The organism is Streptomyces sp. NPDC054872 (genome assembly GCF_053610705.1).
The window spans coordinates 24,745-49,637 of record NZ_JBSGYY010000011.1 but is presented as its reverse complement, the minus strand read 5'-3'; the positions used below and the strand labels follow the sequence as shown (position 1 = coordinate 49,637).

General features: G+C 72.1%; 25 protein-coding genes. 8 read left to right on the top strand and 17 right to left on the bottom strand.

The genetic code is table 11. The features are described 5' to 3' along the window. The first annotated feature begins 10 nt into the window (after positions 1-10). Positions 11-751, top strand: coding sequence for a hypothetical protein (locus ACWGIH_RS15510; RefSeq protein WP_453445018.1), 741 nt, complete (start codon positions 11-13; stop codon positions 749-751). Positions 752-821: 70 nt separating this feature from the next. On the opposite strand, the gene ACWGIH_RS15505 is transcribed toward ACWGIH_RS15510, so the two are convergent. Both ACWGIH_RS15505 and ACWGIH_RS15500 read right to left on the bottom strand, forming a co-directional pair. After that, positions 822-3,047, bottom strand: coding sequence for a helix-hairpin-helix domain-containing protein (locus ACWGIH_RS15505; protein WP_453445016.1), 2,226 nt, complete (start codon positions 3,045-3,047; stop codon positions 822-824). Continuing rightward, on the bottom strand, positions 3,044-4,024 hold the full coding sequence (locus ACWGIH_RS15500) for an aldo/keto reductase (RefSeq protein ID WP_453445014.1): 981 nt from the start codon (positions 4,022-4,024) through the stop codon (positions 3,044-3,046). Before ACWGIH_RS15500 ends, ACWGIH_RS15505 begins: the two co-directional genes overlap by 4 nt. Positions 4,025-4,199: 175 nt before the next feature. On the opposite strand from ACWGIH_RS15500, the gene ACWGIH_RS15495 reads away from it, so the two are divergent. After that, positions 4,200-5,249 carry an LLM class F420-dependent oxidoreductase gene (locus ACWGIH_RS15495; RefSeq protein ID WP_453445012.1) on the top strand — a complete coding sequence of 350 codons (1,050 nt, stop codon included), beginning with the start codon at positions 4,200-4,202 and terminating at the stop codon, positions 5,247-5,249. A gap of 222 nt (positions 5,250-5,471) precedes the next feature. Further along, on the top strand, positions 5,472-6,260 hold the full coding sequence (locus ACWGIH_RS15490; RefSeq protein ID WP_453445213.1) for a ferritin-like domain-containing protein: 789 nt from the start codon (positions 5,472-5,474) through the stop codon (positions 6,258-6,260). A gap of 19 nt (positions 6,261-6,279) precedes the next feature. Here ACWGIH_RS15490 and corA read toward each other — a convergent pair whose 3' ends face one another. Continuing rightward, positions 6,280-7,278, bottom strand: a complete 999-nt coding sequence (gene corA, locus ACWGIH_RS15485) for a magnesium/cobalt transporter CorA (RefSeq protein WP_453445212.1) — start codon at positions 7,276-7,278, stop codon at positions 6,280-6,282. 62 nt (positions 7,279-7,340) lie between these two features. On the opposite strand from corA, the gene ACWGIH_RS15480 reads away from it, so the two are divergent. The 4 genes from ACWGIH_RS15480 to mshC all read left to right on the top strand — a co-directional run bounded on the left by ACWGIH_RS15480 (position 7,341) and on the right by mshC (position 10,927). Beyond that, on the top strand, positions 7,341-8,027 hold the full coding sequence (locus ACWGIH_RS15480) for a histidine phosphatase family protein (protein ID WP_453445011.1): 687 nt from the start codon (positions 7,341-7,343) through the stop codon (positions 8,025-8,027). 81 nt (positions 8,028-8,108) lie between these two features. Beyond that, the gene (locus ACWGIH_RS15475; protein WP_453445009.1) at positions 8,109-8,699 is read left to right on the top strand and encodes a DUF3090 domain-containing protein; all 591 of its coding nucleotides are present in this window, start codon (positions 8,109-8,111) and stop codon (positions 8,697-8,699) included. Next, positions 8,663-9,520 carry an SCO1664 family protein gene (locus ACWGIH_RS15470; protein ID WP_453445008.1) on the top strand — a complete coding sequence of 286 codons (858 nt, stop codon included), beginning with the start codon at positions 8,663-8,665 and terminating at the stop codon, positions 9,518-9,520. Before ACWGIH_RS15475 ends, ACWGIH_RS15470 begins: the two co-directional genes overlap by 37 nt. 177 nt (positions 9,521-9,697) lie before the next feature. Further along, complete coding sequence (mshC, locus tag ACWGIH_RS15465) at positions 9,698-10,927, top strand: cysteine--1-D-myo-inosityl 2-amino-2-deoxy-alpha-D-glucopyranoside ligase (RefSeq protein WP_453445006.1); 1,230 nt, start codon at positions 9,698-9,700, stop codon at positions 10,925-10,927. A 100-nt stretch (positions 10,928-11,027) separates the two neighbouring features. Here the strand turns inward: mshC and ACWGIH_RS15460 are convergent, their stop codons facing one another. From ACWGIH_RS15460 to ACWGIH_RS15445, 4 genes are all read right to left on the bottom strand, one after another. Then, positions 11,028-11,660 carry a hypothetical protein gene (locus ACWGIH_RS15460; RefSeq protein ID WP_453445005.1) on the bottom strand — a complete coding sequence of 211 codons (633 nt, stop codon included), beginning with the start codon at positions 11,658-11,660 and terminating at the stop codon, positions 11,028-11,030. A gap of 34 nt (positions 11,661-11,694) precedes the next feature. Next, on the bottom strand, positions 11,695-13,497 hold the full coding sequence (locus ACWGIH_RS15455) for a S8 family peptidase (RefSeq protein ID WP_453445004.1): 1,803 nt from the start codon (positions 13,495-13,497) through the stop codon (positions 11,695-11,697). Between the two features lie 293 nt (positions 13,498-13,790). Continuing rightward, entirely contained in the window at positions 13,791-14,828 is a 1,038-nt protein-coding gene (locus ACWGIH_RS15450) for a PAC2 family protein (protein ID WP_453451961.1), read from the bottom strand. Between the two features lie 140 nt (positions 14,829-14,968). Next, a complete protein-coding gene (locus ACWGIH_RS15445) occupies positions 14,969-15,640 on the bottom strand; it encodes a FadR/GntR family transcriptional regulator (RefSeq protein ID WP_453451962.1) in 672 nt (223 codons plus the stop codon). A gap of 172 nt (positions 15,641-15,812) precedes the next feature. Between ACWGIH_RS15445 and ACWGIH_RS15440 the strand changes: the two genes are divergently transcribed. After that, positions 15,813-16,355 (top strand): MarR family winged helix-turn-helix transcriptional regulator, encoded by a 543-nt coding sequence (locus ACWGIH_RS15440; RefSeq protein ID WP_453451963.1) that lies wholly within the window; start codon positions 15,813-15,815, stop codon positions 16,353-16,355. A 4-nt stretch (positions 16,356-16,359) separates the two neighbouring features. Here the strand turns inward: ACWGIH_RS15440 and ACWGIH_RS15435 are convergent, their stop codons facing one another. The 10 genes from ACWGIH_RS15435 to ACWGIH_RS15390 are packed head-to-tail and all read right to left on the bottom strand — an operon-like array spanning position 16,360 to position 24,874. Beyond that, positions 16,360-17,379 carry a Rieske 2Fe-2S domain-containing protein gene (locus tag ACWGIH_RS15435; protein WP_453451964.1) on the bottom strand — a complete coding sequence of 340 codons (1,020 nt, stop codon included), beginning with the start codon at positions 17,377-17,379 and terminating at the stop codon, positions 16,360-16,362. Positions 17,380-17,384: 5 nt separating this feature from the next. Next, the gene (locus ACWGIH_RS15430) at positions 17,385-17,609 is read right to left on the bottom strand and encodes a recombinase-like helix-turn-helix domain-containing protein (protein ID WP_363210856.1); all 225 of its coding nucleotides are present in this window, start codon (positions 17,607-17,609) and stop codon (positions 17,385-17,387) included. Between the two features lie 19 nt (positions 17,610-17,628). Then, entirely contained in the window at positions 17,629-18,564 is a 936-nt protein-coding gene (locus ACWGIH_RS15425; protein ID WP_453451965.1) for a PDR/VanB family oxidoreductase, read from the bottom strand. A 21-nt stretch (positions 18,565-18,585) separates the two neighbouring features. Further along, a complete protein-coding gene (locus ACWGIH_RS15420; protein WP_453451966.1) occupies positions 18,586-20,238 on the bottom strand; it encodes a thiamine pyrophosphate-binding protein in 1,653 nt (550 codons plus the stop codon). Positions 20,239-20,249: 11 nt separating this feature from the next. Continuing rightward, positions 20,250-21,035: an SDR family oxidoreductase gene (locus ACWGIH_RS15415; RefSeq protein WP_453451967.1), complete on the bottom strand. Its 786-nt coding sequence runs from the start codon at positions 21,033-21,035 to the stop codon at positions 20,250-20,252. Positions 21,036-21,054: 19 nt separating this feature from the next. Further along, the gene (locus tag ACWGIH_RS15410; protein WP_453451968.1) at positions 21,055-21,810 is read right to left on the bottom strand and encodes an SDR family oxidoreductase; all 756 of its coding nucleotides are present in this window, start codon (positions 21,808-21,810) and stop codon (positions 21,055-21,057) included. Further along, positions 21,803-22,324 carry a cupin domain-containing protein gene (locus tag ACWGIH_RS15405; protein WP_451213923.1) on the bottom strand — a complete coding sequence of 174 codons (522 nt, stop codon included), beginning with the start codon at positions 22,322-22,324 and terminating at the stop codon, positions 21,803-21,805. Before ACWGIH_RS15405 ends, ACWGIH_RS15410 begins: the two co-directional genes overlap by 8 nt. Further along, positions 22,315-23,145, bottom strand: coding sequence for an alpha/beta fold hydrolase (locus tag ACWGIH_RS15400; RefSeq protein WP_453451969.1), 831 nt, complete (start codon positions 23,143-23,145; stop codon positions 22,315-22,317). Before ACWGIH_RS15400 ends, ACWGIH_RS15405 begins: the two co-directional genes overlap by 10 nt. Next, positions 23,142-23,939 carry an aspartate dehydrogenase domain-containing protein gene (locus ACWGIH_RS15395; RefSeq protein ID WP_453451970.1) on the bottom strand — a complete coding sequence of 266 codons (798 nt, stop codon included), beginning with the start codon at positions 23,937-23,939 and terminating at the stop codon, positions 23,142-23,144. Before ACWGIH_RS15395 ends, ACWGIH_RS15400 begins: the two co-directional genes overlap by 4 nt. Continuing rightward, a complete protein-coding gene (locus ACWGIH_RS15390; RefSeq protein ID WP_453451971.1) occupies positions 23,936-24,874 on the bottom strand; it encodes a VOC family protein in 939 nt (312 codons plus the stop codon). Before ACWGIH_RS15390 ends, ACWGIH_RS15395 begins: the two co-directional genes overlap by 4 nt. Between the last annotated feature and the right edge of the window lie 19 nt (positions 24,875-24,893).

The window sequence follows — 24,893 nt, the reverse complement described above, 5'->3', positions numbered from 1 at the left end:
CGTCTGCACTATGTCTGATGCTGCGCAGCCCACCGCTGCCGAGGTACGCGCCGCCGCCGAGGCGGTCAAGACCGCGCTCGACCGTCACCTTGCCGCGGTCGAACGCAGGTCGGGTGAGGACGACCCGGCCGTCTACGAAGCGTTCAACGAGCTGGCCGCCGCGGCCGAGGAGTACGACGAGCTTCTCTACGACCGCCATGACGAGGTCACCCCCTTCGAGATCCCCGGTTCGGACAGCGGAGTGCTGCCGCCGTACCAGGGCCCGGAGGAGGCGAACGCGCTCAGCGTGCTGATCCGCAGGGACTACGCCGTGGCGGAGCCGCAGCGGCTCCTCGCGCAGGCCCAGCGGATCGCGGACCTCGACGAGGGCACGTCGGGCGAGAGCCCAGCGGCCACGGCGGCCGGCAGCAGTGTGCATGCCGCGCTCGGCGTTCTCTTCGGTGAGTTCGAACCGGACGAAATCGCCTCCCGGCACAAGGAGTTCGGCCTGGAGGAGGGCGATTCCACGCTCTGGGTCACCGCGGCGGATGAGCCCCCCGAGCCGGGGGAGTGGCTCGACACCCCCTTCGACCAGGCGGATCCGCACCGGGTTCTCTGCCGGTTCGACGTCAGCGCGGTCTTCGACGACGAGCCGGACGACGACGGGATCGAGGTCGACGCCGTGGCGGCGCTCGAGGAACTCGACGGGGTCGATGAAGTGGACGATGTGGACGTCGACGACGACAGGAGCCCCCTGGACGCGGATCGCTGACCCTCGCGCCCGCGGGTGCCGGTGGTCCCGGCGGTCACCGGCACCCGCGGGCGAGGGAAGGGCTCTCGCCTCAGGACGCGGCGGGCGCGGCGGGCGCGGCGGGTACCTGGGGGCGCAGGAGCGTCTGGAGGCGTGTCGTGCGGGCCTTGGCGGGGATCTCCGCCACCGCGCGCGGCAGTGCCTGCTCGGCGCCCTGGACCACCGACAGGTGACGCTCACCGCGACTGAACGCGGTGTAGACCCAGGGCCTGCTCAAGGCCGCGGTCGCGTCACCGGGCAGCACCACGACCGCCGCGGGCCAGCTCAGGCCCACGGCCTGGTGCGCGGTGAGGGCCCAGGCGTGCCGCACCGTCTGCTCCACCTGCTCCTTCGCCACGACGACGGGGGCGCCGTCGCACTCCAGGTGCAGCCCCTCCGCGTCGGCCCGCAGGACCCGGCCGAGGGTCGTGCGGCCGGGCGCCGGGACGTGGGCGACGCGGTCGCCGGGGTCGAACCCGGCGAACTTGCCGGGGCCGGGGTTCAGCCGCTCCTTGAGCGCGGTGTTCAGCGCACGCGTGCCGGCGGCCCCACCGTGCCCGGGAGTGATCACCTGGGTGTCCTCCGTGGGCACCCCGATCGCCCGCGGCACCGAGTCCGCCACGAGCTGGACCGTGCGGTGGACCGCCTCGCCCGCGTCGCGCACCGGGACGATCACGACTTCCTTGCCCGGCGCCTCGACTTGGTTCAGCTCGCCGATGCCGATGCCGGACACCAGCTCCCCGATGGGTCCCGGGTCCGGGACGCGTGAGACGACCTGCGGGCAGCAGCGCGCCGCGAGGAGGTCCGCGAAGACCCGGCCCGGGCCCGCCGACCAGAGCACCCCAGGGTCGCCGCTCAGCACCAGCCGTGCGCCGTCCGGCAGGGACTCCACCAGCATCGCGGCGGTCTCCACGTCCAGCTGCGGCGCGTCAAGGACCACCAGGAGGTCGAGGGCCAGCGCGCCGTCCCTGTCGCGCCCCGGGCCCTCCGCTCCCGTGAGCAGCCCGGCCACGGTCGCGGTGCCGCTCTCCTGCGGGCCCGCCTCGGCCTGGCCCGTCCCGTCCGCTCCCGCGAGTCCGGCGACGCGACGGCGGCCCGCGGAGCTGTGCGTGGCCGCCCAGGCGCGCAGGCCGAGGCCCGCGGCGGCCCTCAGCACCGCGGCGGGCTCGGCGCGTGCCGCCTCGCCGCCGGTGTGCAGGACGAGACCGTGACCGGCCACCGCCCGGATCAGCTCGGCGGTGGAACCCGACGCCTCGCCTGCCGCGGACTCCCAGTCGGCGGCCTCGGGGCCCGAACCCTCTTCCTTGGAGAGGGAGTTGATCACGCGCGCGAGGCCGTCGGCGAGGCTCTCCTCGGCGAGGGCGTACTGCTCGAGGCCGACCAGGACGCGGACCGGCTGCTCGGTCTCCTCGGCCTCTCCGTCGGCTTCCTCCCGCGCGGGGGCCGGCGCTCCTGGTGTCTCGACGGCGTCCTGGAAGACCAGGATGTCGCCCTCCGCGATGGCGCTCTGCACCGCCGCGTCCGGATCGGGCACGGCGCGCTGACCGAGCGCCGCGGTGAGCGCCGCCGCGTCCAGGGCCGTGTGCCCGGCGACGGCCGCCTGCTCCAAAAGCCAGGCGGTGATCGCGCGTCCCCTGCGCTCGTCGTCGGGCCCGCACTCCGCGCCGAGCAGCGCACGCGCGAACCCGTCGGCCTGCTCCGTGCGCACGCCGCTGACCCGCAGCAACTGCCAGGGATCCGCGCGCAGTTGGTCATCCGCACCCTCGCCGAGCACCGCCGCCGTCCGCGCCGCGAGGGCGGCGGGCGCCCCTCCGTCGGCGAGGACGGCACGGACCGCTTCCACGGCCTCGTCGCCGGGGCCCGAGGGGGCCGCCGCGACGGGATGGGTCCGCCGCACGGGCTCCGGCGCGGTCCTGCGGGGCGCGGGCGCGGGCTCGCTGAAGGCGCCCTCGACCGGCTTCTCGCCGCTCTCCACCGCGCGCACGGCGGCCAGCAGGTCGGCGGCCTTGCCGCTGAGCTTGGCTCCGGCGTCGACCGGCCCCTGCTTGGCGGCCTTCCGCTCGGCGATCCGCTCCTGGAGCTCCCGCTGGGCGGCGATCTCCGCCTCGGTCTCGGAGAGTTCCTTGCTCTCCGCGGCGGCTTCGCCCTCCGCGGCGGCTGTGTCGGCGGCGGCCTCCGGAGCCTGTGCCCCGGTCGCCTCCGGAGCCTGTGCCTCGGTCTCCTCCGGGGCAGCGGCCTCCGCTTCCTCCGCGGCAGCGGTCTCCGGCTCCGTACTCACAGCGTGCTCCAGTCGTGATCGGGGTAGCGGTGCACGGGCGCCGACACGTCGTCGAGCGCCCGGCAGATCTCGTCAGGAAGACTAAGGGTCTCCACTGACAATGCGGCCGTGAGCTGCTGCGCGTTGCGCGCGCCGACGATCGGCGCGGTCACTCCGGGGCGGTCGCGCACCCACGCGAGGGCGACCTGCAGGGGCGTGGCCGCGAGGCCGTCCGCGGCCGTGGCGAGCGCGTCGACGATGCGGCCCGCGGCGTCGTCCAGGTAGGGCGCGACGAACGGCGCGAGGTGGTCGGAGGCGCCGCGCGAGTCGGCCGGGATGGAGTGGCGGTACTTCCCGGTGAGCACGCCGCGGCCGAGCGGCGACGAGGGCAGCAGGCCCACGCCGAGGTCCGTCGCGGCGGGCAGCAGCTCCCGCTCGACGCCGCGCTGCAGCAGGGAGTACTCCATCTGCGCGGCGGCGAGACGGGTCCGTGTGCCCGGGGCCGCGAGCTGCCACGTCGCCGCCTTGGCGAGCTGCCAGCCGGAGAAGTTCGAGATGCCCGCATAGCGTGCCCGGCCGCTGCTGACGGCGATGTCCAAGGCCTGGAGCGTCTCGTCCAGGGGTGTGCAGGGGTCGAAGGCGTGCAGCTGCCACAGGTCCACGTAGTCCGTCCCCAGGCGGGCCAGGGAGGCGTCGAGCGCGGAGAGCAAGTGGCCCCGGGAGCCGTCGAAGCGGCGGTCGGGGTCCGGCACGCTGCCCGCCTTGGTCGCGATGACCAGATCGCGGCGCGGAACGAGCCGTTCTATGAGTCGGCCGAGCAGATACTCCGCCTCCCCGTCGCCGTACACATCGGCCGTGTCGACGAGGCTGCCACCGGCTTCCCAGAACACCTTCAGCAGATCGGCGGCGTCGCTCTCCTGGGTATGGCCCCAGGTGAGGGTGCCGAGTCCGATCCGGGACACGCGAAGGCCGGTACGGCCGAGATGCCTCTGCTCCATGGGCGCTGAGATTACTGGCCGTGCTCCAGCGGCGTGAGGGGCTGTGGACAAACCTGCGCCTGTGGAAAACCCGCGAACCCCCCGGCCACCCCCGCGCCCGCCGCTGACGGGCCCCGCGCCCACGCGCTACAGTCCCCGGCACAGGGACGTTACTGCTCAGTAAGGGGATTCGGCCATGCAGCTCGGGATCAACCTCGGCTACTGGGGCGCGGGGATGGACGCGGACAACCTCGCCGTCGCCAAGGAGGCCGACAAGCTCGGCTACGCGGTCTGCTGGGCCGCCGAGGCCTACGGCTCGGACGCCGCGACGGTGCTCTCCTGGGTGGCCGCGCAGACCGAACGCATCGACATCGGATCCGCGATCTTCCAGATCCCGGCCCGGCAGCCCGCGATGACCGCCATGACGGCCGCCACGCTCGACTCGCTCTCCGGCGGCCGCTTCCGCCTCGGCCTCGGCGTCTCGGGACCGCAGGTCTCCGAGGGCTGGTACGGCGTCAAGTTCGACAAGCCGCTGGCGCGCACCCGCGAGTACGTCGAGATCGTCCGCAAGGCGATGACGCGTGAACGCCTCAGCTACGAGGGCGAGCACTGGACGCTCCCGCTGCCGGACGGACCGGGCAAGCCCATCAAGCTCACCGTCCACCCGCAGCGCGAGCACATCCCGCTGTACGTCGCCGCCATCGGCCCCAAGAACCTGGAGCAGACCGGCGAGATCGCCGACGGCGCCCTGCTGATCTTCCCCTCCGCCGAGCACCTGGAGGAGACCGCCATCCGCCACCTGCGCGCCGGGCGCGAGAAGGCGGGCAGGACGATGGAGGGCTTCGACGTCGTCCCGACGGTGCCGCTCGCGATCGGCGACGACGTCAGCGCCCTCGCGGACATGTTCCGCCCGTACACCGCGCTCTACGTGGGCGGCATGGGCAGCCGCAAGCAGAACTTCTACAACCAGCTCGCCCAGCGCATGGGCTACGAGAAGGAAGCCGCCGAGATCCAGGACAAGTACCTGTCCGGCGACAAGGAGGGTGCGGCGGCCGCGGTGCCGCGTGAGCTGATCGACTCGACCACGCTGCTCGGCTCCGTGGACCGCATCGCCGACCGGATGCGGGCCTACGCGGCCGCCGGGGTCACCACGCTGACGCTGGCGCCCGCCGGCTTCACGCTGGACGAGCGGATCGCGGCCCTGCGCGCGGGTACGCAGGCGCTTGAGCGCGCCGGCCTGGCGTAACCCGGGGGAAAAGTTCTGCGGCCGTGGTGGGGGCTCGGGGGTCTTCCCCGCCACGGCCGTCACGGGGCACAACGCGCCATGGAGCCCGTCGGTTACGGCTCCGCCCGGGGGCAACTGTCCTTCGTTTGGCGGAGCTGTACGTGACACCTGTTGCCATGCCCGCGCCACCGCATTTGACTTGTTCTTTGCGGAGGTCCGCGCGGAGGCATGGAGGTGCCACTGATGCTGTCGGCCAGGAGTGTCTTCGAGGAGATCCTCGACAACGACGAGTCGTTCCAGCTCTTCTGTTCCATCGCCGCCAGCGGAGAGACGCAGGGCGGCTGGGAGAACGGGCGCATCGCGGCGCTGCTCCCCGAGAGCTACCGCGGCCTCACCCATAAAGTCACCCGGCACGGCGCCGACGAGGACAAGCACGGACGGATCTTCAACGCCCTGCTGAAGAAGCGCGGCCTGGAACCCGTCCCGGTCCCGCCCGAGACCGACTACACGATGCTTCTTGAGCGCAAGGGCATCGGCCTCGCGCACGACAAGCTGCGCCGCGAGGAACCGCTGACCGAGCGGGACGTCGTCGTCTACCTCGCGCACAGCCGCGTCACCGAACAGCGGGCCGCCGACCAGATGGACATGCTGGTCACGTACTTCGGCGACCACCCCGAGGTCGGCAAGGCCATCCGGATGATCTGTCACGACGAGGACAACCACCTGGCGTACTGCCACGAGGAACTGCTGGGCCTGGCGGCGGCCGGCCACGGGCGGACGATCCTGGACACCCTGCACGAGTGCGCCCGCGCCGAGACCCGCGTGTACCGCGACGTGAGCATCGCCGTGATGGGCCACATGGGACGCATCCTGGGCTGGCCGAAGCCCAAGTCGGCGGCGCTCGCCTCGGGCGTCAACGCCCTCTACGCCTTCGAACGGCTCGGCGGCTGGCGGCGGATGGTGTCCCTGAAGATGCCCGAGCGGCGCGACGCCCTCGGCGGACCCGCCACATCGGTCGCCGGTTTCGCCTGACCCGCACGCACCGCGGCGCCTAGAGCCAGCCGCGGTGCTTGAACAGCCGGTAGAGGAAGAACTCGATCCCGACCATCAGCAGGATCACCGCCGGATAGGACCACAGCCAGCGCAGCTCGGGCATGTGATCGAAGTTCATTCCGTAGATGCCGGCGATCATCGTCGGCACCGCGGCCATGGCCGCCCACGCCGAGATCTTCCGCATGTCGTCGTTCTGCCGCACGCTCATCTGCGCCAGGTGCGCGGAGAGGATGTCGGACACCAGCCGGTCGAGGCTGTCCACCCAGTCGTTCACGCGCGTCAGATGGTCGCTGACGTCACGGAAGAACGGCCGGGCCGTGTCCTTCACGAACGGCACGTTGGGCGCGAAGGGGCCCGACCCGGACAGCCGCATCATGGGCATCGCCAGCGGCCCCGTCGCCCGGCGGAACTCGACGATCTGCCGCTTGAAGCGGTAGATCCGGGACGCCGTGTTGCGGCTGCCCCCGCTGTCGGGCGAGAAGACCTCCGCCTCCAGTTCCTCCAGGTCGGTCTGCAGCTCGGCCGCGACCTCCAGATAGTGGTCGACCGTGGCGTCGGCGACCGCGTACAGGACGGACGTCGTGCCGTGCCTGAGCATCTCGGGCTCCGCCTCCATGCGATGGCGTACGGCACCGAGGGGCGAGCCCTCGCCGTGCCGGACCGTCACCACGAAGCCATCGCCGATGAAGACCATGACCTCGCCCGACGACACGGCGTCGCTGTCCGGCTCGTACACGACCGGCTTCAGGACCACGAAAAGAGAGTCGTCGAACACCTCGAGCTTGGGCCGCTGATGCGCCTTCAAGGCATCCTCCACCGCCAGCGGATGCAGCCCGAACTCCCTGCTGACCTCGTCGAACTCCTCCTCCGTCGGTTCGTGCAGGCCGACCCAGACGAAGGCGTCCCCCGCGGCACGTGCCTCGCCCAGGGCATCCGAGAAGTCCGCCGCACACTCGGTGCGGCGCCCGTCCCGATACATCGCGCAGTCCACGATCACGGAGGGCATTCTTCCGAACCTCCGCTCGGGGCGCACCCCCGCGTCGGCTTAGGCTGGCCCGCATGCCCACGCTGATCCTCGTCCGGCACGGACGATCCACCGCCAACACCGCGGGCCTGCTCGCCGGGTGGACCCCCGGCGTGGCCCTGGACGAGCGCGGCGCCGCACAGGCCGCCGCACTGCCCGGGCGCCTCGCGGACCTGCCGCTCGCCGAAGTCGTCGCGAGCCCGCTGCAGCGCTGTCAGGAGACCGTCGCGCCGCTGCTCGCCGCCCGGCCGGACCTGCGGGCGCACACCGACGACCGCATCGGGGAGTGCCACTACGGCGACTGGTCGGGGCGCAAGCTGGCCGAGCTGTCCGACGAGCCGCTGATGGAGGTCGTACAGCAGCATCCGTCGGCCGCCGCCTTCCCGGGCGGTGAGTCCATGCGGGCCATGCAGACGCGGGCGGCCGAGGCGGTACGCGAGTGGAACGCGCGCGTGGAGCGCGATCACGGCCCCGACGCGGTCTATCTGATGTGCTCGCACGGCGACATCATCAAGTCCCTTGTCGCGGACGCCATCGGCCTGCACCTGGACCTCTTCCAGCGCATCTCCGTGGAGCCCTGTTCCGTCACCGCCATCCGCTTCACGCGCCTGCGCCCCTTCCTCGTACGCCTGGGGGACACCGGCGACTTCGGGTCGCTCGCGCCCCGCGTGGAGCCGTCGGGCAGCGACGCGGCGGTGGGAGGCGATGCGGGAGCACCGTGATCGTCACCCGCAGTAGGGTGCAGTCGTCGCGCCGAACGAGCGCAAATGATCAACCGCAGTCGATCCCAATGGAGACAGGACGTGTCGCGTCAGGTGTTCCTCTACGACCCGCCGGAACGCTTCGTGGCCGGAACGGTCGGACTCCCCGGACGGCGTACCTTCTTTCTCCAGGCCTCCGCGGGAGTCCGGGTGACCAGTGTCGCCCTGGAGAAGACGCAGGTGGCCGCCCTCGCAGAACGCATGGAAGAGCTGCTGGACGAGGTGGTGCGCCGCAGTGGCGGCAACACCCCCGTGCCCGCGGTGGCCCCCTCGGAGGTCAGTGACAGCGCGCCCCTTGACGCACCCGTCGAGGAGGAGTTCCGCGTCGGCACGATGGCCCTCGCCTGGGACGGCGACGAGGAGCGGATGATCGTCGAGGCGCAGGCTCTGGTCGAGCTGGACGCCGAGTCCGACGAGGATCTCGCGGAAGCCGAGGAAAGGCTTCTGCAGGACGAGGAGAACGGGCCGCCGATGCTGCGCGTGCGGCTCACCGGGGCGCAGGCGCGCGCGTTCGCCAAGCGCGCCCTCGACGTCGTGAACGCGGGGCGGCCGCCGTGCCCGCTGTGCAGCCTCCCGCTCGACCCGGAAGGACACGTATGCCCGCGGCAGAACGGATACCGGCGGGGCGCGTGAGTCCGGCCTCCGGCGCCGACACCGTGGAACTGCTCGCCCAAGGCGAGCTGACCGTCCGCGGACGCATCCGTGAAGCCTCGAACGCGGTCCTCTACTGCTCCATCTCGTACGAGGGCCGGGAAGCCGCCTGTGTCTACAAGCCCGTCGCCGGGGAGCGTCCCCTGTGGGATTTCCCCGACGGGACGCTCGCGCAGCGGGAGGTGGCCGCGTACGAGGTCTCCGAGGCGACCGGGTGGGGCCTGGTCCCGCCGACCGTCCTGCGGGACGGGCCGCACGGCGAGGGCATGTGCCAGCTGTGGATCGAGGGCTCGGACACCGACCCGGAGTCCGCCGAGGACGGCGGGGAGCTGCTGGCCCTCGTCGAGGGCGCGGAACCGGGTGAGGGCTGGAAGGCCATCGGCTTCGCCGACGTGGGGGAGGGGCGTACGGCCCTTCTCGTGCACAAGGACGACGAGCGGTTGCGGCGGCTCTCGGTGCTCGACGCCGTGATCAACAACGCGGACCGCAAGGGCGGGCATCTGCTGACCGACGCGGGGCGCCTGTACGGCATCGACCACGGGGTCACCTTCAACGCCGAGGACAAGCTGCGCACGCTGTTGTGGGGGTGGGCGGGAGAGCCGCTTTCCGCCGAGGCGGTGGGGGTGCTCGAGTCCCTGCGGGACGCGCTGGTCGGCGAGGCGCCGCTGGCCCTCCGGCTGGGGAAGCTGATCACTGGCGCGGAGGTGGACGCGCTCCGCGCGAGGGTGGACGCCCTGCTGGCCTCTGGGAAGCACCCGGTACCCGGCGGGGAGTGGCCGGCCATTCCGTGGCCGCCGGTCTGAACCGGTCCACCTGTTCGCCTTGCGGCTCGCTGCCGGGTGATCGGGTGGGTGGGCGGGAAAAGATCCGCCGCGAAGCGGTGGTGCAGTGGCCCCGCCCAAGGCGCCCACGCCCGAAGAAGGCGCCCACGCCAGGCCCCCCACTCGTATGCGGACGCTCCGTCCGGTTAGGCTCATGGAATGCATGCCTGGCCCGCTTCTGAGGTCCCCGCCCTTCCTGGCAAGGGCCGCGACCTCCGGATCCACGACACCGCGACCGGCGGTCTTGTCACCCTTGACCCCGGTCCCGTCGCCCGTATCTACGTCTGCGGCATCACTCCGTACGACGCCACCCATATGGGTCACGCGGCGACCTACAACGCGTTCGACCTCGTGCAGCGCGTGTGGCTCGACACCAAGCGGCAGGTTCATTACGTCCAAAACGTGACCGACGTGGACGACCCGCTCCTGGAACGCGCCACCCGCGACGGCAAGGACTGGGTCGAGCTCGCCGAAGGCGAGACCGCTCTGTTCCGCGAGGACATGACCGCCCTGCGTCTGCTCCCGCCGCAGCACTACATCGGAGCCGTCGAGGCGATACCCGGCATCGTGCCGCTCGTCGAACGGCTCCGGGACATGGGTGCCGCCTACGAGCTGGAGGGCGACGTCTACTTCTCGGTCGAGTCCGACCCGCACTTCGGCGAGGTGTCGGGACTCGACGCCGCCGCGATGAAGCTGCTCTCCGCCGAGCGCGGCGGCGACCCGGACCGCCCGGGCAAGAAGGACCCGCTCGACCCGATGCTCTGGATGGCGGCCCGTGAGGGCGAGCCGAGCTGGGACGGCGCCTCGCTCGGCCGTGGCCGCCCCGGCTGGCACATCGAGTGCGTGGCCATCGCCCTCGACCACCTGAGCATGGGCTTCGACGTGCAGGGTGGCGGCTCCGACCTCGCCTTCCCGCACCACGAGATGGGTGCCTCGCACGCCCAGGCGCTCACCGGCGAGTACCCCTTCGCCAAGGCGTACGTGCACGCCGGCATGGTGGCCCTGGACGGCGCGAAGATGTCCAAGTCCAAGGGCAACCTGGTCTTCGTGTCGAAGCTGCGGCGGGACGGGACCGACCCGGCCGCGATCCGCCTCGCACTCCTCGCGCACCACTACCGCGCCGACTGGGAGTGGACCGACTCGGTCCTGACCGAGGCCGTGGAGCGCCTCGGCCGGTGGCGTGCCGCCGTCTCGCGTCCCGACGGACCCTCGGCCGACGCCCTCGTCGAGGAGATGCGCGAAGCACTGGCCGACGACCTGGACGCACCGGCCGCGCTCGCCGCGGTCGACGCGTGGGCCGCCCGCCAGGAGGCCGAGGGCGGCACGGAGGAGGGCGCGCCCGGCGTCGTGTCCCGCGCGGTCGACGCGCTGCTCGGCGTGGCCCTGTAGTCACTCGGCGACCGCCGGGTTCATCCGGCACGGAGAGCGGCGCCGGGCGGGAAGGACTCCGCCCGGCGCCGCGGTCTGTTTCACGCGACGGCGGTGACCGTCACTTCGTGACCACGATGGCCAGCAGATACGTCGGGTTGCCGGCGTCGTAGTAGCCGTACACCCGCTGGCCGAACGCGAACGCCACCTGCACCTCCTCGCGGGCCCGCGGGTTGGGGTTGATGAACACCCGCCACGCGTCGTCGACCCACAGGTAGAGGGCCGAAGCCTGGCCGGGGAGGGGCTGGACGACGTCCCAGAACGATGTCGCGACGTTCGACGTGACCGCCTGGGTGGAGATCTCGGGCGCCTGCGTCTGCGGGATGTTCTCCTGGCCCAGCTGCTGGAGCAGCTGCTGGTAGGGCTGTTGCCGGCCGAGCTGTTGGAGCTGCTGCTGGAGGTGCGGCGGTGCCTGCTGCTGCGCACCCTGCATGCCCTGCATCTCCTGCATTTCCTGCATTCCCTGCATGCCCTGCGGGCTCTGCATCCCTTGGGGGCTCTGCATTCCCTGCGTTCCCTGCATGCCGGGCATGCCCTGCTGGCCGGACTGGTGCTGGCCGTAGGGCTGTTGACCGAACGGCTGCTGTTGCTGCTGCTGGCCGAACTGCTGGGGCGGCGCGGTGCTCGGGCCCTGCCGGCCCTGTTGCTGCTGGCCTTGCTGCTGCAGGGGACTCATCTGCGGGGTGGTGCTCATGCGTGTGCCACCTTCCCTCAATGGTTGTGATGCTTCAGCCCGTGACGACCAGGCCGACGACCTCGTCGTCCGAGAACCAGACGCGTACGTCGGGGTGTCCTCCGGCGAAGGCGGCGCGCACCGCCTGGCGGATGTCCGGGGACGGGTCGTTCAGGTTGCGCCACTCGCCGGCGACGAACAGCCGCAGGCGCGGCGGGAGTTCGGGGGGATACGGGATCAGTTCGTCCCAGTAGCGTTCGGCCCGGCCCGAGCCCACCGCCGACGGCAGCAGGTTCGTGACCGCCGACTTGATGTCGGGGCGGTTGCCGATCCGCTGCGAGGCCGGCCGGCCCGGTGCGTCCTGCTGCGGCGAGCCCGTCGAGCGCAGCATCGCACGCGCCCGCTCCGGGGTCATCAGCTGCTGGCCCGCGGCCTTCAGCATGCCCTGCAGACAGGCCAGGGCACCGACGACGACCGGTGAGGCGGACGAGGTCCCGGAGAACGTGTCCGTGTACCAGGCGATCTCGTCGGGGCCGCCCTGCAGATCGCCCGGCTGGTTCCAGGAGCCGCCGGTCGTGGTCGTCTCACGGCCCCAGCCCTGGGCGTCCACGCGGGCGCCGTAGTTGGAGAACCCCAGGCGTGAGCGGTCGGGGCCGTGATCGCGGCCGTGAGTGCCGGGCGGCGGCGCGCCCGCGCCGACCAGGACGGCGCCCGAGGGCCGGTTGGAGGGGTTGAAGGGGTTGCGCCACCACGCGGGGAACCCGTCGGGCCTGCGCTCGTACAGCGCGTCGTCCAGGGACTCGGCGCCGTTGCCCGCCGCGCCCACGACGATGACACCCTTCGCGGTGGCGTACCGGATCGCCGCGTAGTCGTCCGGCCACCACTCCAGGGCGATGTAGCCCCGCTGGTCGTCGCGCGGCCCGAAGTCGAACCGCGGCCCCGGGCGGTGCAGTTCGATCAGCACGAGGTCGCCGGGGCCGAGCCGCTCCGCCGCCGCGTGGATCGTCGCCGCGGTGCCCAGGGGCTGGAAGGAGGCCGTCGCGGTCATCGCCTCGGGCGCGATGCCCGTGATCCCCACGTGGTTGCGGTCGCCGCCGATCACGCCGATCACCGCCGTGCCGTGGTTGCGCCAGGCCACGTCCTGGACGGGCGTCCCGATGACCACGCCGGCGAGCTTGCCCGCCAGGTCCTCGTGGCTCAGTTGCCAGGCTCCCTCGACGTCGATCACCGTGATGCCCTCGCCCGAACCGCCGAGCCGCTGCCACGCCCAGTGAGCGTCGACGCCTTCGGGCGCGGGGCGCAGATAGCCCTGGCGGCCGGTGAAGTCGGGCGTGACGGGGGCGCCTTCCTTGCGGCGCGCGGACTCGCCGGCGTCGGGCGCTCCGAAATCTCCCGACCGGGGCTGGAGCGGGGTCTGCGGCTTGTCGGTCGAGCCGAGCGACGCCGGTACGGCACCCGGCTTCACGTACGCCGTGTCGATCCCCGGCAGCGCGGCGAGCCGCGAGCGCAGTTCCTCGGCCCGGCTCTCGCCGCCGCGTACGCGGTAGAAGAGCGCCAGGTCGGGGACGTCGTCGTCACCGCCGTCCGGTGCGCCGAGCCGCCCGGCCGCGGAGAGCAGCCGCTCCTCGTTGCCGAACAGCGGTTCAAGGGCGAGCTGTTCGTCGCCGAGGAACATGTTCAGGGCCGACACGTCGGAACCCGCCGCCGAGCGGACGCCCTCGGCCCCGGCCCGCAACCGGGCCTGAGGCCGTGCGACGACGATCAGCTCCTGCTCGGACGCGCGGTAGGTGAATCCCGCCCCGTCAGGTCCGGGGCCACTGGCTCCCGGGCCCCCTGCCGGCTCTACCTGGTCGGTCATCGCTTCACCGCTCCCTTCGATCAATGGGGCGTCCCCTTGCTCGACAAAGGTGGAGAGCTCGGGGATGGGTGCCGTGCCGCGCGCTGTGGCCGCGCGTTCCGGGGCACACCCTGCTACCGCCCGGCGCGGTCGTCCACCCCCTTTGCCCCAACTGGGTTTGAAATCAAGGGGATCGGGGAAGCCCGTGCAATTCGTCCGGAAGGCGATGTCACGCCTCAATCCGGCCAGACGTAGAACGCGATGGGGCGGCACCCTCCCGGGTGCCGCCCCATCGCGTTCGCTCTACGCCGCTGTCAGTCCTCGGAGGAATCAGCGGGTCCGGATTCGTCGCTGCTCTCCTCGTCCGATTCCGTTGCAGCTCCGGGCCCAGGTTCCGTGTCCGGACGCGTCTGCGGCTTCGCCGGCCGCGTGCGGTCGCCGGGGCTGTCGCGCAGATACGGGGCCGTGTCGCCGCCCTCCGTGGCGTGGCCACCGGGCTGCGGCGGGCCGCCGCCGTCGCGTCGCCGCAGATAGCGCTCGAACTCGCGGGCGATGGCCTCGCCGGTCGCCTCGGGCAGCTCGGCCGTGTCCCGCGCCTCTTCGAGCGACTGGACGTACTCGGCGACCTCGCTGTCCTCGGCCGCCAGCTGATCCACGCCCACCTGCCAGGCACGCGCGTCCTCGGCGAGGTCGCCCAGCGGGATGCGCAGGCCGATGAGGTCTTCCAGGCGGTTCAGGAGGGCCAGCGTGGCCTTCGGGTTCGGCGGCTGCGAGACGTAGTGCGGGACGGCCGCCCACAGGCTGACCGCCGGAACACCCGCATGCGTGCACGCCTCCTGGAGGATGCCGACGATGCCCGTCGGGCCCTCGTACTTCGTCTCCTCCAGGTCCATGGTGCGGGCCAGGTCAGGGTCGGACGTGACGCCGCTGACCGGGACGGGGCGGGTGTGCGGGGTGTCACCGAGCAGTGCGCCCATGATCACCACCAGCTCCACGCCCAGCTCATGGGCGAACCCCAGGATCTCGTTGCAGAACGACCGCCACCGCATCGACGGCTCGATCCCGCGCACCAGCACGAGGTCGCGCGGCTTGTCGCCGCCCACGCGGACCACCGAGAGCCGGGTCGTCGGCCAGGTGATCTTGCGGACGCCGCCCTCCAGGAAGACCGTGGGGCGGTTGACCTGGAAGTCGTAGTAGTCCTCGGCGTCAAGCGCCGCGAAGACCTCGCCCTTCCACTCCTTGTCGAGATGCGCGACCGCGGTGGAGGCGGCGTCGCCGGCGTCGTTCCAGCCCTCGAACGCGGCCACCATGACCGGGTCGACCAGCTCGGGAACTCCCTCGAGCTCGATCACCCAGGCCTCCTTCCGATGTCCTTTACGTACGCCCCAACCTTACGGCGTCCGGCGGGTCCCTCCGCAGCCCCCTTGCGCGGGCCGCGATGGATGGATCATTGCCCCGCGGGAGGCCCGCGCACTCCCTCAGAAGCCGTGCTTCACAGCGTCGAGCGCAGCCACTGCTCCACGCTCGCGATGTGCACCGTCGCCCATGACCTGGCCGCCTCGGCGTCGCGGGCACGCAGCGCGGTGAGGATCGCGCGGTGCTCGTGCAGGGTGCGGCTGACGGCGTCCTCCTGTGTGAGGCCGCGCCAGACGCGGGCCCGGGTGGTGGGCCCGGAGAGGCCGTCAAGGAGCGAGCAGAGCACCGAGTTGCCGGACGACTGCACGATGCCCCGGTGGAACTCCAGGTCGCAGGCGACCAATTCCTCCACCGAGGGTGCCGGGCCGAGCGCGTCCAACTGTGCGCTCAGCACGTCCAGTTCGGCCTCGGTGATGTGGACGCAGGCCATCGCGGTGGCGGCCGGTTCCAGGATGCGGCGCACCGCGAGGAACTCCAGGACCGTGTCGTCGCGGTGGAAGTCGACGACGAAGCTGAGGGCTTCGAGGAGGAGCTGCGGGTCCAGACTCGTGACGTACGTGCCGTCGCCCTGCCGTACGTCGAGGATGCGGATCAGTGAGAGGGCGCGCACCGCCTCGCGCAGTGAGTTGCGTGAAAGGCCCAGGTCGGCGGCGAGTTCACTCTCTTTGGGCAGTCGGTCGCCGGGGCGCAGGGCGCCGGAGACGATCATTCCCTTGATCTTTTCGATGGCTTCGTCGGTGACAGCCATGGGGACCTCGCCTCGCAAGACAAAAGACATCCGATGTATCGGACGAGTATGGCGTGTCCCCACGCCGTCGTGCAGGTGGTCCCGCGAACGCGCACTTCTCTCAGGGCTAAGATTTCCGTACTGACCGCGGCAGGACACTGGCCGCGGGACGGCGAGAGGGAGGCTACGGCAGATGGCCGGGAAGAAGTCGGCGGGGCCCCAGCGGGACGCGGTCGCGTCGATCATCGAGGACTGGGCGAGGGAACGGCCGGATCTCGACACCGCGCCCCTGGAGGTCCTCGCGCGACTGCACCGGACCTTCCTGCGCTACAACACCAGGCTCACCACGGCGATCGAACGGCACGGCCTCGCGGTCGCCGGGTTCGACGTGCTGACCGCGCTGCGCAGGGCCGGGGCGCCCTACCGGCTCACGGCGGGCCAGCTCGCCGACTCCGGACTCGTGTCATCGGCCGGCGTGACGCTGCGCATCGACCGCCTGGAGAAGGACGGCCTCATCGTGCGCGAGCGCGACGCCGAGGACCGCCGCGTCGTCTACTCACGGCTCACCGAATCGGGCCTCGCCAAGATCGACGAGGTGTTCGCCGAGCACCTCGACAACGAACGCCGGATGCTCGACGGACTCTCCCCGGCCGAGTGCCGTCAGCTGGCCCGGCTGATGTCCAAGCTGGAGCGGTCCATCACCGACTCCGACGCCCCTCACGAAGCGGAGGCCTGAGCCGTCACGAGGCGGACGCCTGGGCCTCCGCCTCCGCGCGGTACATCCGGCGCAGCCGGACCACGCCCAGGTCGTGCTGGTAGAGGTTCTCGCGCTGGTCGGCGTCGGCGGGCATCGCCTCCAGCATCACGCGGTCCTGTTCGAGGACCTGCCAGTGGCGCTCCTCGATGAGCGTCTTGTAGAGGAAGCGCCAGGTGTCGCGCTGCCAGCCCTGCACCCGGCGGTAGCGCCAGAAGAAGACACCGGTGCGGTTCTCGTCGACCGGGCAGACCATGCCGACGATCCCGAACGGGCCGCCGGGTCCTGCCGACGGCGGGTAGGGGATGGTCAGGTCCACCCAGTCCACACCGGTGCGGCACAGCTCCACCCAGTCGAAGTTGACGCCCCGCTGGTCGGTCTTCTCGAAGAAGTAGCCGCGGTCCGTCTCCCGGATGCGGAACTTGGCGGTGGTGTCGCCGTCGTACATCGTGTGCGACTCGTGGTGCAGGAACGCGCCGTGCATCGGGTCGAGGAGGTTCTCCACAGCGAACCGCCAGGGGCCGTCCCACTCCGCGTAGCAGAGGATCGCGTCGACCTCGGGGTCGGTGAGCGGTTCGGGCAGCGTCAGCTCGGCGGGCTCCGGGTGTTTCTCGTCGCCGAAGTACGCCAGGATCGCGCCGCCGATCTCGCGCACGGGAAGCGACGTGACGAGTTTCTTGCCCTCCAGGTTGCAGCCGGGCAGACCCGGTACGGAGGAGACGGTGCCGTCGGTCTCGACCTCCACGCCGTGGTACCAGCAGGCCACCCGGTCACCGAGGTGTTTGCCCAGGGAGAGGGGCGCCCCGCGGTGCGGACAGCGGTCGGCGAGCATCGAGAGGGCGCCGTCGGAGCGGCGGAAGAGCAGCCACTGCTCGCCCAGCGCGGTGACCTTGCGCATGGCGCCGGGGGCCACGAAGTCCGAGGGGACGACGGGGTGCCACTGGTTGCGCAGGCCGGTGGCGTAGATGTGGTCGGCGGAAGCGGTCGGGCCGGCAAGGGTGGTCATGGGGGTCACGCTCCCAGTCGGTTCATCTCGGCACGGAAAGACTCTTCGGTCCACGGGGCGCCGTCGGGCGCGTGCACCTGACGGGCGTTCAGCCCATTGATGACATCGGAGAGTTCATGGCCCTCCTTGGTGAAGACCTCTTCGAGGGTGGCGGCGAGCTTGTACTCGTAAGGGGTCGGCTCGTGCGTACGGGACTGGTGGATGTCCAGGTACGGCCAGGTGGTGGTCACTGTTGCCTCCGGTGGGGGATTACAGGTCGAGGACGAGACGGCCGGACGCGCAGCGCGAGACGCAGATCATCATCGAGGTGTTCGCGGCGTGCTCGGCCTCGCTGAGCAGGAAGTCGCGGTGATCGGGCGTGCCGTCGAGCACCCGCGTCTCGCAGCTGCCGCAGATGCCCTCCTGGCAGGAACTGCTGACGCTCAGGCCCGCGTCCTCGGCGGCCCGCAGGATGGACGTGTCGGCGCCCACGGAGAGAGTGAGGCCGGACGCCCGGCACTCCACCTCGAACGCCGATGCGTCCCCGGCCTGCTCCACGACGGGCGCGGCGAACCGCTCCACGCGCAGCCGGTCCGCCGGACAGAGCGCCTCCACGGCGGTGAGCAGCGGCTCAGGACCGCAGCAGTACACGAGCGTCCCCGCGGGGAGTCCGTCGAGCGCCGACGCGAGGTCGATGTGCCCGTGCTCGTCCTGCGGTACGACGGTCAAGTCGCCGCTCAAGGACGCCAGTTCGTCGAGGAACGCCATCGAACCCCGGTTGCGTCCGCCGTACACCATCCGCCAGCCGGCGCCGCGCCGCGCGGCCTCGCGGGCCATGGCGAGCAGCGGGGTGACGCCGATGCCGCCCGCGACGAACAGGTAGCCGGGGGCCTCCTCGAGGCCGAAGTGGTTGCGCGGCTCGGAGGCGGTGACCGTCTGTCCCGGCCGCAGCTTGGTGTGTACGTGCCGCGAACCGCCGCGCGACGAGGCCTCGTTGAGGACACCGATGCGGTACACGGACGCGTCGCGCGGGTCGCCGCACAGGCTGTACTGGCGTACGTGGCCGCCCGTGTGGAGGTCGAGATGCGCTCCGGGGCTCCAGGCGGGCAGGGGCTTGCGGTCCGGATGGACGAGCTCGACGGAGAGCACGCCGTCCGCCTCCCAGGTCATGCGGCGTACAAGCAGCGTGAGTTCGCTCTCGTTCATGGTGAAGTCCTCCTCACTGGCTCACTGGCCGGGGATCTTGACGGGCGGGGTGAACGGGTTCTTCATCGGCCCCAGGCGGGCCAGGTCCACCTCGACGAGGGTCGGCCCGTCGGACTCGACGGCGTGGCCGATCACCGGCCGCGCGTGCTCCTCGGAGGCGATCCTGGCGTACGGCAGCCCACAGGCCTTGGCCAGGAGTTCGAAGTCAGGAGTGGCGAGATCGACTCCGGAACGGCGCTCGCTGTAGCGGTCCTGCATGTTGCGCAGCACGCCGTAGCCGCCGTCGTTGAAGACGATCAGCGTCAGGCGCGGCCGCTCCTGGGCGAGCGTGAGCAGTTCGCCCAGGTGGACGGCGAGCCCGCCGTCGCCGGCGAGGACGACGGTGGGCGCGTCGGGCCGTGCGAGTGCCGCGCCGATGCCCATGCCGAGCCCCTGCCCGATGCCGCCGCCGCGCGGGAAGACGTTGTCGCGGGGGTCGTACATCTCCAGGAGCCGGTTGCCCCAACTGCTGGACGGGATGGTCACGTCGCGGGCCACGACCGCCTCGCGGGGCAGCGCGGCACGGATGGCGTCGCAGATCGCGGCCTGCGGGCCGATGTTGTCGTGCAGGGTGGCGCGGACGTCCTCGCGGACGGCGGCGACCCGACGCGTCCAGCTCTCGTCGGCCCGGCGCGCGTGCGGGAGCAGGGCCGCGAGCACGGCGGGCGCGTGACCGTGCAGGGCGTGCCGAGCCGGGTACACACGGCCGAGGGCGTCGGCGTCGACGTCGATCTGGATGTGCGCCTCGGGGAGCGTGAGCCCGTAGTCGGCGGTCTCGTTGGACCGGAAGTGCGTCCCGATGGTCAGCAGCAGGTCCGCGTCCGCGAGGAGGGACCGGGCCGCCGGTGTGGTGGCGAAGTTCCCGATGACCTGCGGGTGGTCCTCGGGCACGGCGCCGCGGCCGGAGTTGGACGTGAGCAGCCCGGCGCCGGTGACGTGCAGCAGCTCGGCCAGCTCGGCGCCCGCGCGGGTGGCACCACCGCCCGCCCAGACGAGGGGGCGCTCGGCCGACGCCAACAAGGCGCGTGCCGCGTCCAGTTCAGCTTCGGCGGGCTGGGGCAGGTCCGGAGCGGTCACCGGTTCGGCGGCGTCCGTCTGGGCCGCGTACTGCAGATCCACCGGCCACTCGACGCTCGCCGGGCCGCACGGGTCCGTCAGGGCGGAACGGGCCGCCTCGCGCAGGATCCGGCCCGCGTCCGCCGCCGAGGGAATGGTCGCCGCGTACGTGGAGACCGCCCTGAGCATGCCCAGCTGGTCCTTGGTCTCGTGGATGAAGCCCCGGCCGCTGCCCAGGAACTCGCTCTCCACCTGCCCGGTGACGTGCAGGACGGAGGTGCCCGCGCTCAGCGCCTCGACCAGGGAACCGGCCGCGTTGCCCGCGCCCGTCCCCGTCGAGGTGAGCGCGCAGCCGAGCGAACCGCGGGCACGGCCGTAGGCGTCGGCCGCGTTCACGGCGGTCGCCTCGTGGCGCACCGGGACGAAGCGCAGCTCCCGGTCGACCGCCTCGACCAGCGGCAGGTTGTGCACGCTGACGATGCCGAAGACCGTGTCGATGCCGAGTTCCCGCAGGACGGCGACGAGGAGGTCACCGCCGGTGGCGTGACGCGTCGGTGGCGTGGAGGGGGTGGGTGGCATGGGTGAGCTCCTCAGAGGATGCCGCGGCCGACGCCGCCGCAGACGTCGATGCTGGTGCCGGTGGTGTACGAGGCGCGGGGCGAGAGCAGCGCGACGATCGCGTACGCGACCTCCTCCGCCCGGCCGAGGCGGCCGAGTGCGATCCCGCGGTCCGCCGCGAGCTCCGCCTGCCAGTCCTCGTAACTGAGGCCGGAGTCGGCGGCCGCGTGGCGGCGGGTCCACTGGCCGGTGTCGATCAGGCCCAGGCAGACCGAGTTGACGCGGATGCCCTCAGGGGCGAGTTCCGTGGCCAGGGACTTGGAGAGGTTGAGGATGCCCGCGCGGGCGGCGCTCGTGGTGATGAGGCGGGGCTCGGGCTGCTTGGCCAGCACGGCGTTGACGTTGACGACGCTCGCCGCGTCCGACACCGCCAGGTGCGGGCGGGCCGCGTGCAGGGGGTTGAGGACCCCGGCGAACTTCAGCTCCAGCTCGTCGCGCCAGTCCTCGGCGGTCGACTCGGCCAGGCCCTTCATCCGGGACTGCCCCGCGTTGTTGACGAGCCCGTCGAGCGAGCCGAAGGTGTCCGCCGCGCGCTCGGTGAACGCCCGCACGGCGTCCGCGTCGCGTACGTCGCACACGCCCGTGAGGAGGCGGTCACCGCCGCCGAGGCCGGCCGCGGCCTCGGCGAGACGGCCGGCGTCGCGCCCGCAGGTCGCGACGCGCGCGCCCTCGTCGAGCAGGGCGCGGACCGTGGCCAGGCCGACGCCCGAGCTGCCGCCGGTGACCAGGACGGTCCGGTCGGAGAGGCCCAGATCCATGAGTGGTGGCTCCGTCGTGTCAGTTCATGGTGAAGCCGCCGTTGACGGCGATCACCTGTCCGGTCAGATAGCGGGATTCCTCGGAGAGGAGGAAGGAGACGAGCCCGACGAGGTCGTCCGGCTGCTGCGGGCGTGAGATCGCCCGGTTGCCCCGGTAGAGCGCGTGCCGCTCGGCGGGCACCGTCGCGGTGGCCTCGACCTCGGTGAGTCCGGGCGCCACCGCGTTGACGGTGATCCCCTGGTCGCCGAGCTCGCGTGCCATCGCCCGGGTCAGGGCGATGACCGCGCCCTTGGAGGCGATGTAGTGGGCCAGGCGCGGCGACCCGTACAGGGCCGCGTCCGACGCGATGTTGACGATCCGCCCGGGGGAGCGGAACTGCGGGTGCAGGGCCTTGGCGACCAGCCACGGGCTGCGGGCGTTGACCGCCATCAGGCGGTCCCACACCTCGACCTCGATGTCCTGGAACTCCTTGCCGCCGACGCCGTTGGCGAGCGCGGCATTGTTGACCAGGCCATACAACGGGCCCAAGTCCCTTACATACTGCGCGAGTTCGGTCACCGACTCCGGGTCCGCGACATCGCACCGCACGAAATGCGCGTCCAGGCCGTCGGCGCGCAGCCCGGCGACGGCCTCGCCGCCGAGCCCCGCGTCCACCTCGGCGACGACGACCCGGAAGCCGTCCTCGCCCACCCGGCGGGCCATGGCAAGACCGAGGCCACGGCCCGCGCCGGTGATGACGACGGTGCGGTCGTCGGTGGTGCGGTCGTCAGTCACGGGTGACGCCGTGCATCGGCGAGTGCTCGGGGTAGGTCGGCACCTGCGGCTTCTGCGTGCCGATGACGACGCAGAACAGCGCGTCGGTGTCGCCCTCGTTCTTCAGGGAGCGCGCCACGCCCGCCGGGACCACGATCATGTCGCGGTAGCCGAGCGTGCGGTACTCGGCCTCGTCGGCGCCCCGGTGGATGCCCACCTTGACCTGCCCCTCCAGGACGAAGAAGGCCTCCTCGACGTCGTGGTGGGTGTGCTCGGGGCCCTCGGCGCCGGGCGGCAGCAGCATGTTGGAGAAGGTGAAGCCGCCGGACGGCAGGATGCGGCTGTCGTTCTCGTGGTTGCCGGTCGCGCCGGAGCCGACGTAACGGATCTGGCCGCGGCGGTACTGCGGGCCCGCCTTCTCCTGGAAGGACAGCGTGCTGAAGTCCGCCACCCGGGACTCCTTGGTGGCGATCAGTGAGTCGGTGTACTTGCCGAGGTCGCCGCCGTTGTCGTACTCGGTGGTGGTCAGAGGCATGAGGAGAGCTCCTGTTCGGGGGTGGGCGCTTCGAAAGCGGGGGTTTCGGGGATACGGGCGGTGATGCGCAGGTGGGAGAGGACCCAGGCGTTGAAGGCCTCGGGCCGCTCCTGGTTGGCCAGGTGACCGGCGTCCTTGACGATCACGTAGGCGGTCTTGTGCAGGGCCCCGGCGATGGCCTGGGAGGCCTCGACGCCGGTGACCCGGTCCTGGTCGCCGCAGAGGACGAGGGCGGGGGCCGTGATCGTGGGGATCTCGGGGCGCAGGTCGGCGCCGGCCATGGACTCGGCGGCGTACGCGTAGCCGGGCAGGCGCACGGAGGCGGCCATGGTGTCGACGACCCGGCGGACGAGCCGAGGGGGCGCGTCCGGCGAGACGAGCCGGGGCCCACGCCGCTCCGCGAACTCCCGCGGCCCGAGTTCCGCGAGCTCCGCGGCCCGCTGCCGCATGGCGTCGGCCTTCGCGGGATCGGTGCCGGAACCGGCGCTGGAGTCCGCCACCACCAGGGAGTCGACCAGTTCGGGGTGGCGGGTCGCGAGCCGCAGTGCGATCACCCCGCCCCACGAGACGCCGAGGACATGGGCGCTCGCGCCGCGTTCCCGGATGAGGGCGGCTGCCGCGTCCGCATAGCCGTCCAGGTCCAACGGGCCTTCCGGGTCGGCGGACTTGGCGTACCCGGGAGCGTCCCAGGCCACCACCCGCGCGTACGCGGACAGCTCGGCGAGCTGCGGTGCGAAGGCGGCCGACGAGGAGCCGATGCCGTGCAGGCAGAGCAGGAGAGGGCCCTGCTCACCCGCCTCCTCCACGTGGACGGCGGTCACAGGATCTGCCCCGTGCGGCCCGCGAGCGCCGCGAGGCTGCGCAGGACCGCGTACGGCACGACCTGGCTGGTCGCCGGGTTGGCCGGGTCCGGCAGATGCGCGACCTCGAAGCGGTACGAGCCGTGCGCGCCGGACGCCTCGACGACATGCCGCGTGTGGTGGGCGCCGGGGTCGGCGACGACCCGGACCCGCACAGCGTCCAGATCGCCGACGGCGAGCGCGACCGAGGCCGCGACGTTCGTCGACTTGGGGAACTTCACGGGGACATCGCGCGCGGTCCCGGACATGACCTCGACCGGGCCGGTGGCCGCCCGCATCCGGGCCAGCAACTCCGCGTCCATCCAGGGCTGTTCGAGGGTTGCGGGCAGTTTCGTCGTGGTGAGCCGCACCTCGTCGAGCGGCCCCAGCGAACGGACCGCCTGGAGCAGGTCGAGCCCGCCGACCGCGCCCCCGGTGAAGTACACCCGGCCGGGACCGGCGGCGAGGAGCCGCTTGGCGAGCTCCTCGTCGGTGAGCGCGCCGGTCGAGGCGATCAGCAGGTCGGTCCCGGAGGTGAGGACACGCTCGCCCCACTCCCGTACGACTCCTTGGCCCGCCGCCTCGACGACGAGATCGCAGCGCTCCATGGCCTCGTCGAAGGAGACCTGCGGGGCGGGGGCGCTCTCGCCGAGCGGACGGTTGTCGACGAGGCACGTCAACTCGGCCCCGGCGACGCGCTGTTCGGCCAGCGCGGTGCCGACGACGCGCCCGATGGCGCCCCAGCCGACGATGCCGACCTTGCGTACGGCGCTCATGCGTGAACCTCCGGTTCGTTCCGGGCGGACAGCGGGCCGGGGTCGGGCGCTCCCGCCATGTGGCAGCGGATCTCCTTCGACGGCGGTCCGGCCGTCCCCCAGAGGTCGGAGAGCTCGGGCACCCGCCGCCAGACCTTGGCGATCCAGGCGTCCTCGACGATCTGCGCGACCTCGGAGGTGTACTCGCAGACGAGCCCGGAGGGATCGGTGAAGTAGGAGAAGGTGTTGTTGCCGGGACCGTGCCGTCCCGGGCCCCACTGCGGGTCGATCCCGTGGTGCCGCAGCCGGCCGAGGCCCCGCATGAAGTGGTCGACCGAACTCATCTCGTACGCCACGTGGTTGAGCGAGGCCCACTGAGCCTGGTTGAAGGCGATGCAGTGGTGGTCGGCGTTGCAGCGCAGGAACGCCATCTGGTGCTCGGACCAGTCGGAGACGCGCAGGCCGAGGACGTCGCGGTAGAAGGCGACGGAGGCGTCGATGTCCGCCGTGTTGAGCACGGCGTGCGTGACGCCGACCGGCACGGCGCCGTCCCGGCCGCGCGGCGGCACCGCGTGGACCTCCGCGCTGATCTCGATCAGGCGGTGCTCGGGGTCGGTGAAGCGCAGGCCGTAGCCGCCGCCGACCTGGTCGAGCGGGCCGGGCCCCGCCACCGGTGTGATGCCGCGGGCGAGCAGCCTGCGGGCGGCCTCGTCGACCTCGGCGGGCGTGCCCACGGCGAAGGAGATCTTCCCCAGGCCCGTGCGGTCGGCGCGGGTGAGCTGGAGGGCGTGGTGCTCGTCGCCGGTGCCGCGCAGCCAGGCGGCGGCGCCGCGCTCGGACTCCACGGTCTCCAGGCCCCAGACCTCCTGGTAGAAGTCGGCGGCCTCGGTGAAGGAAGGCGTGAGCAGTTCGACGGAGCGCAGGGCGCGCAGCCGTGCGATGGGTGGGTGGGGCATGACCGGCTCCAGAGGTGCA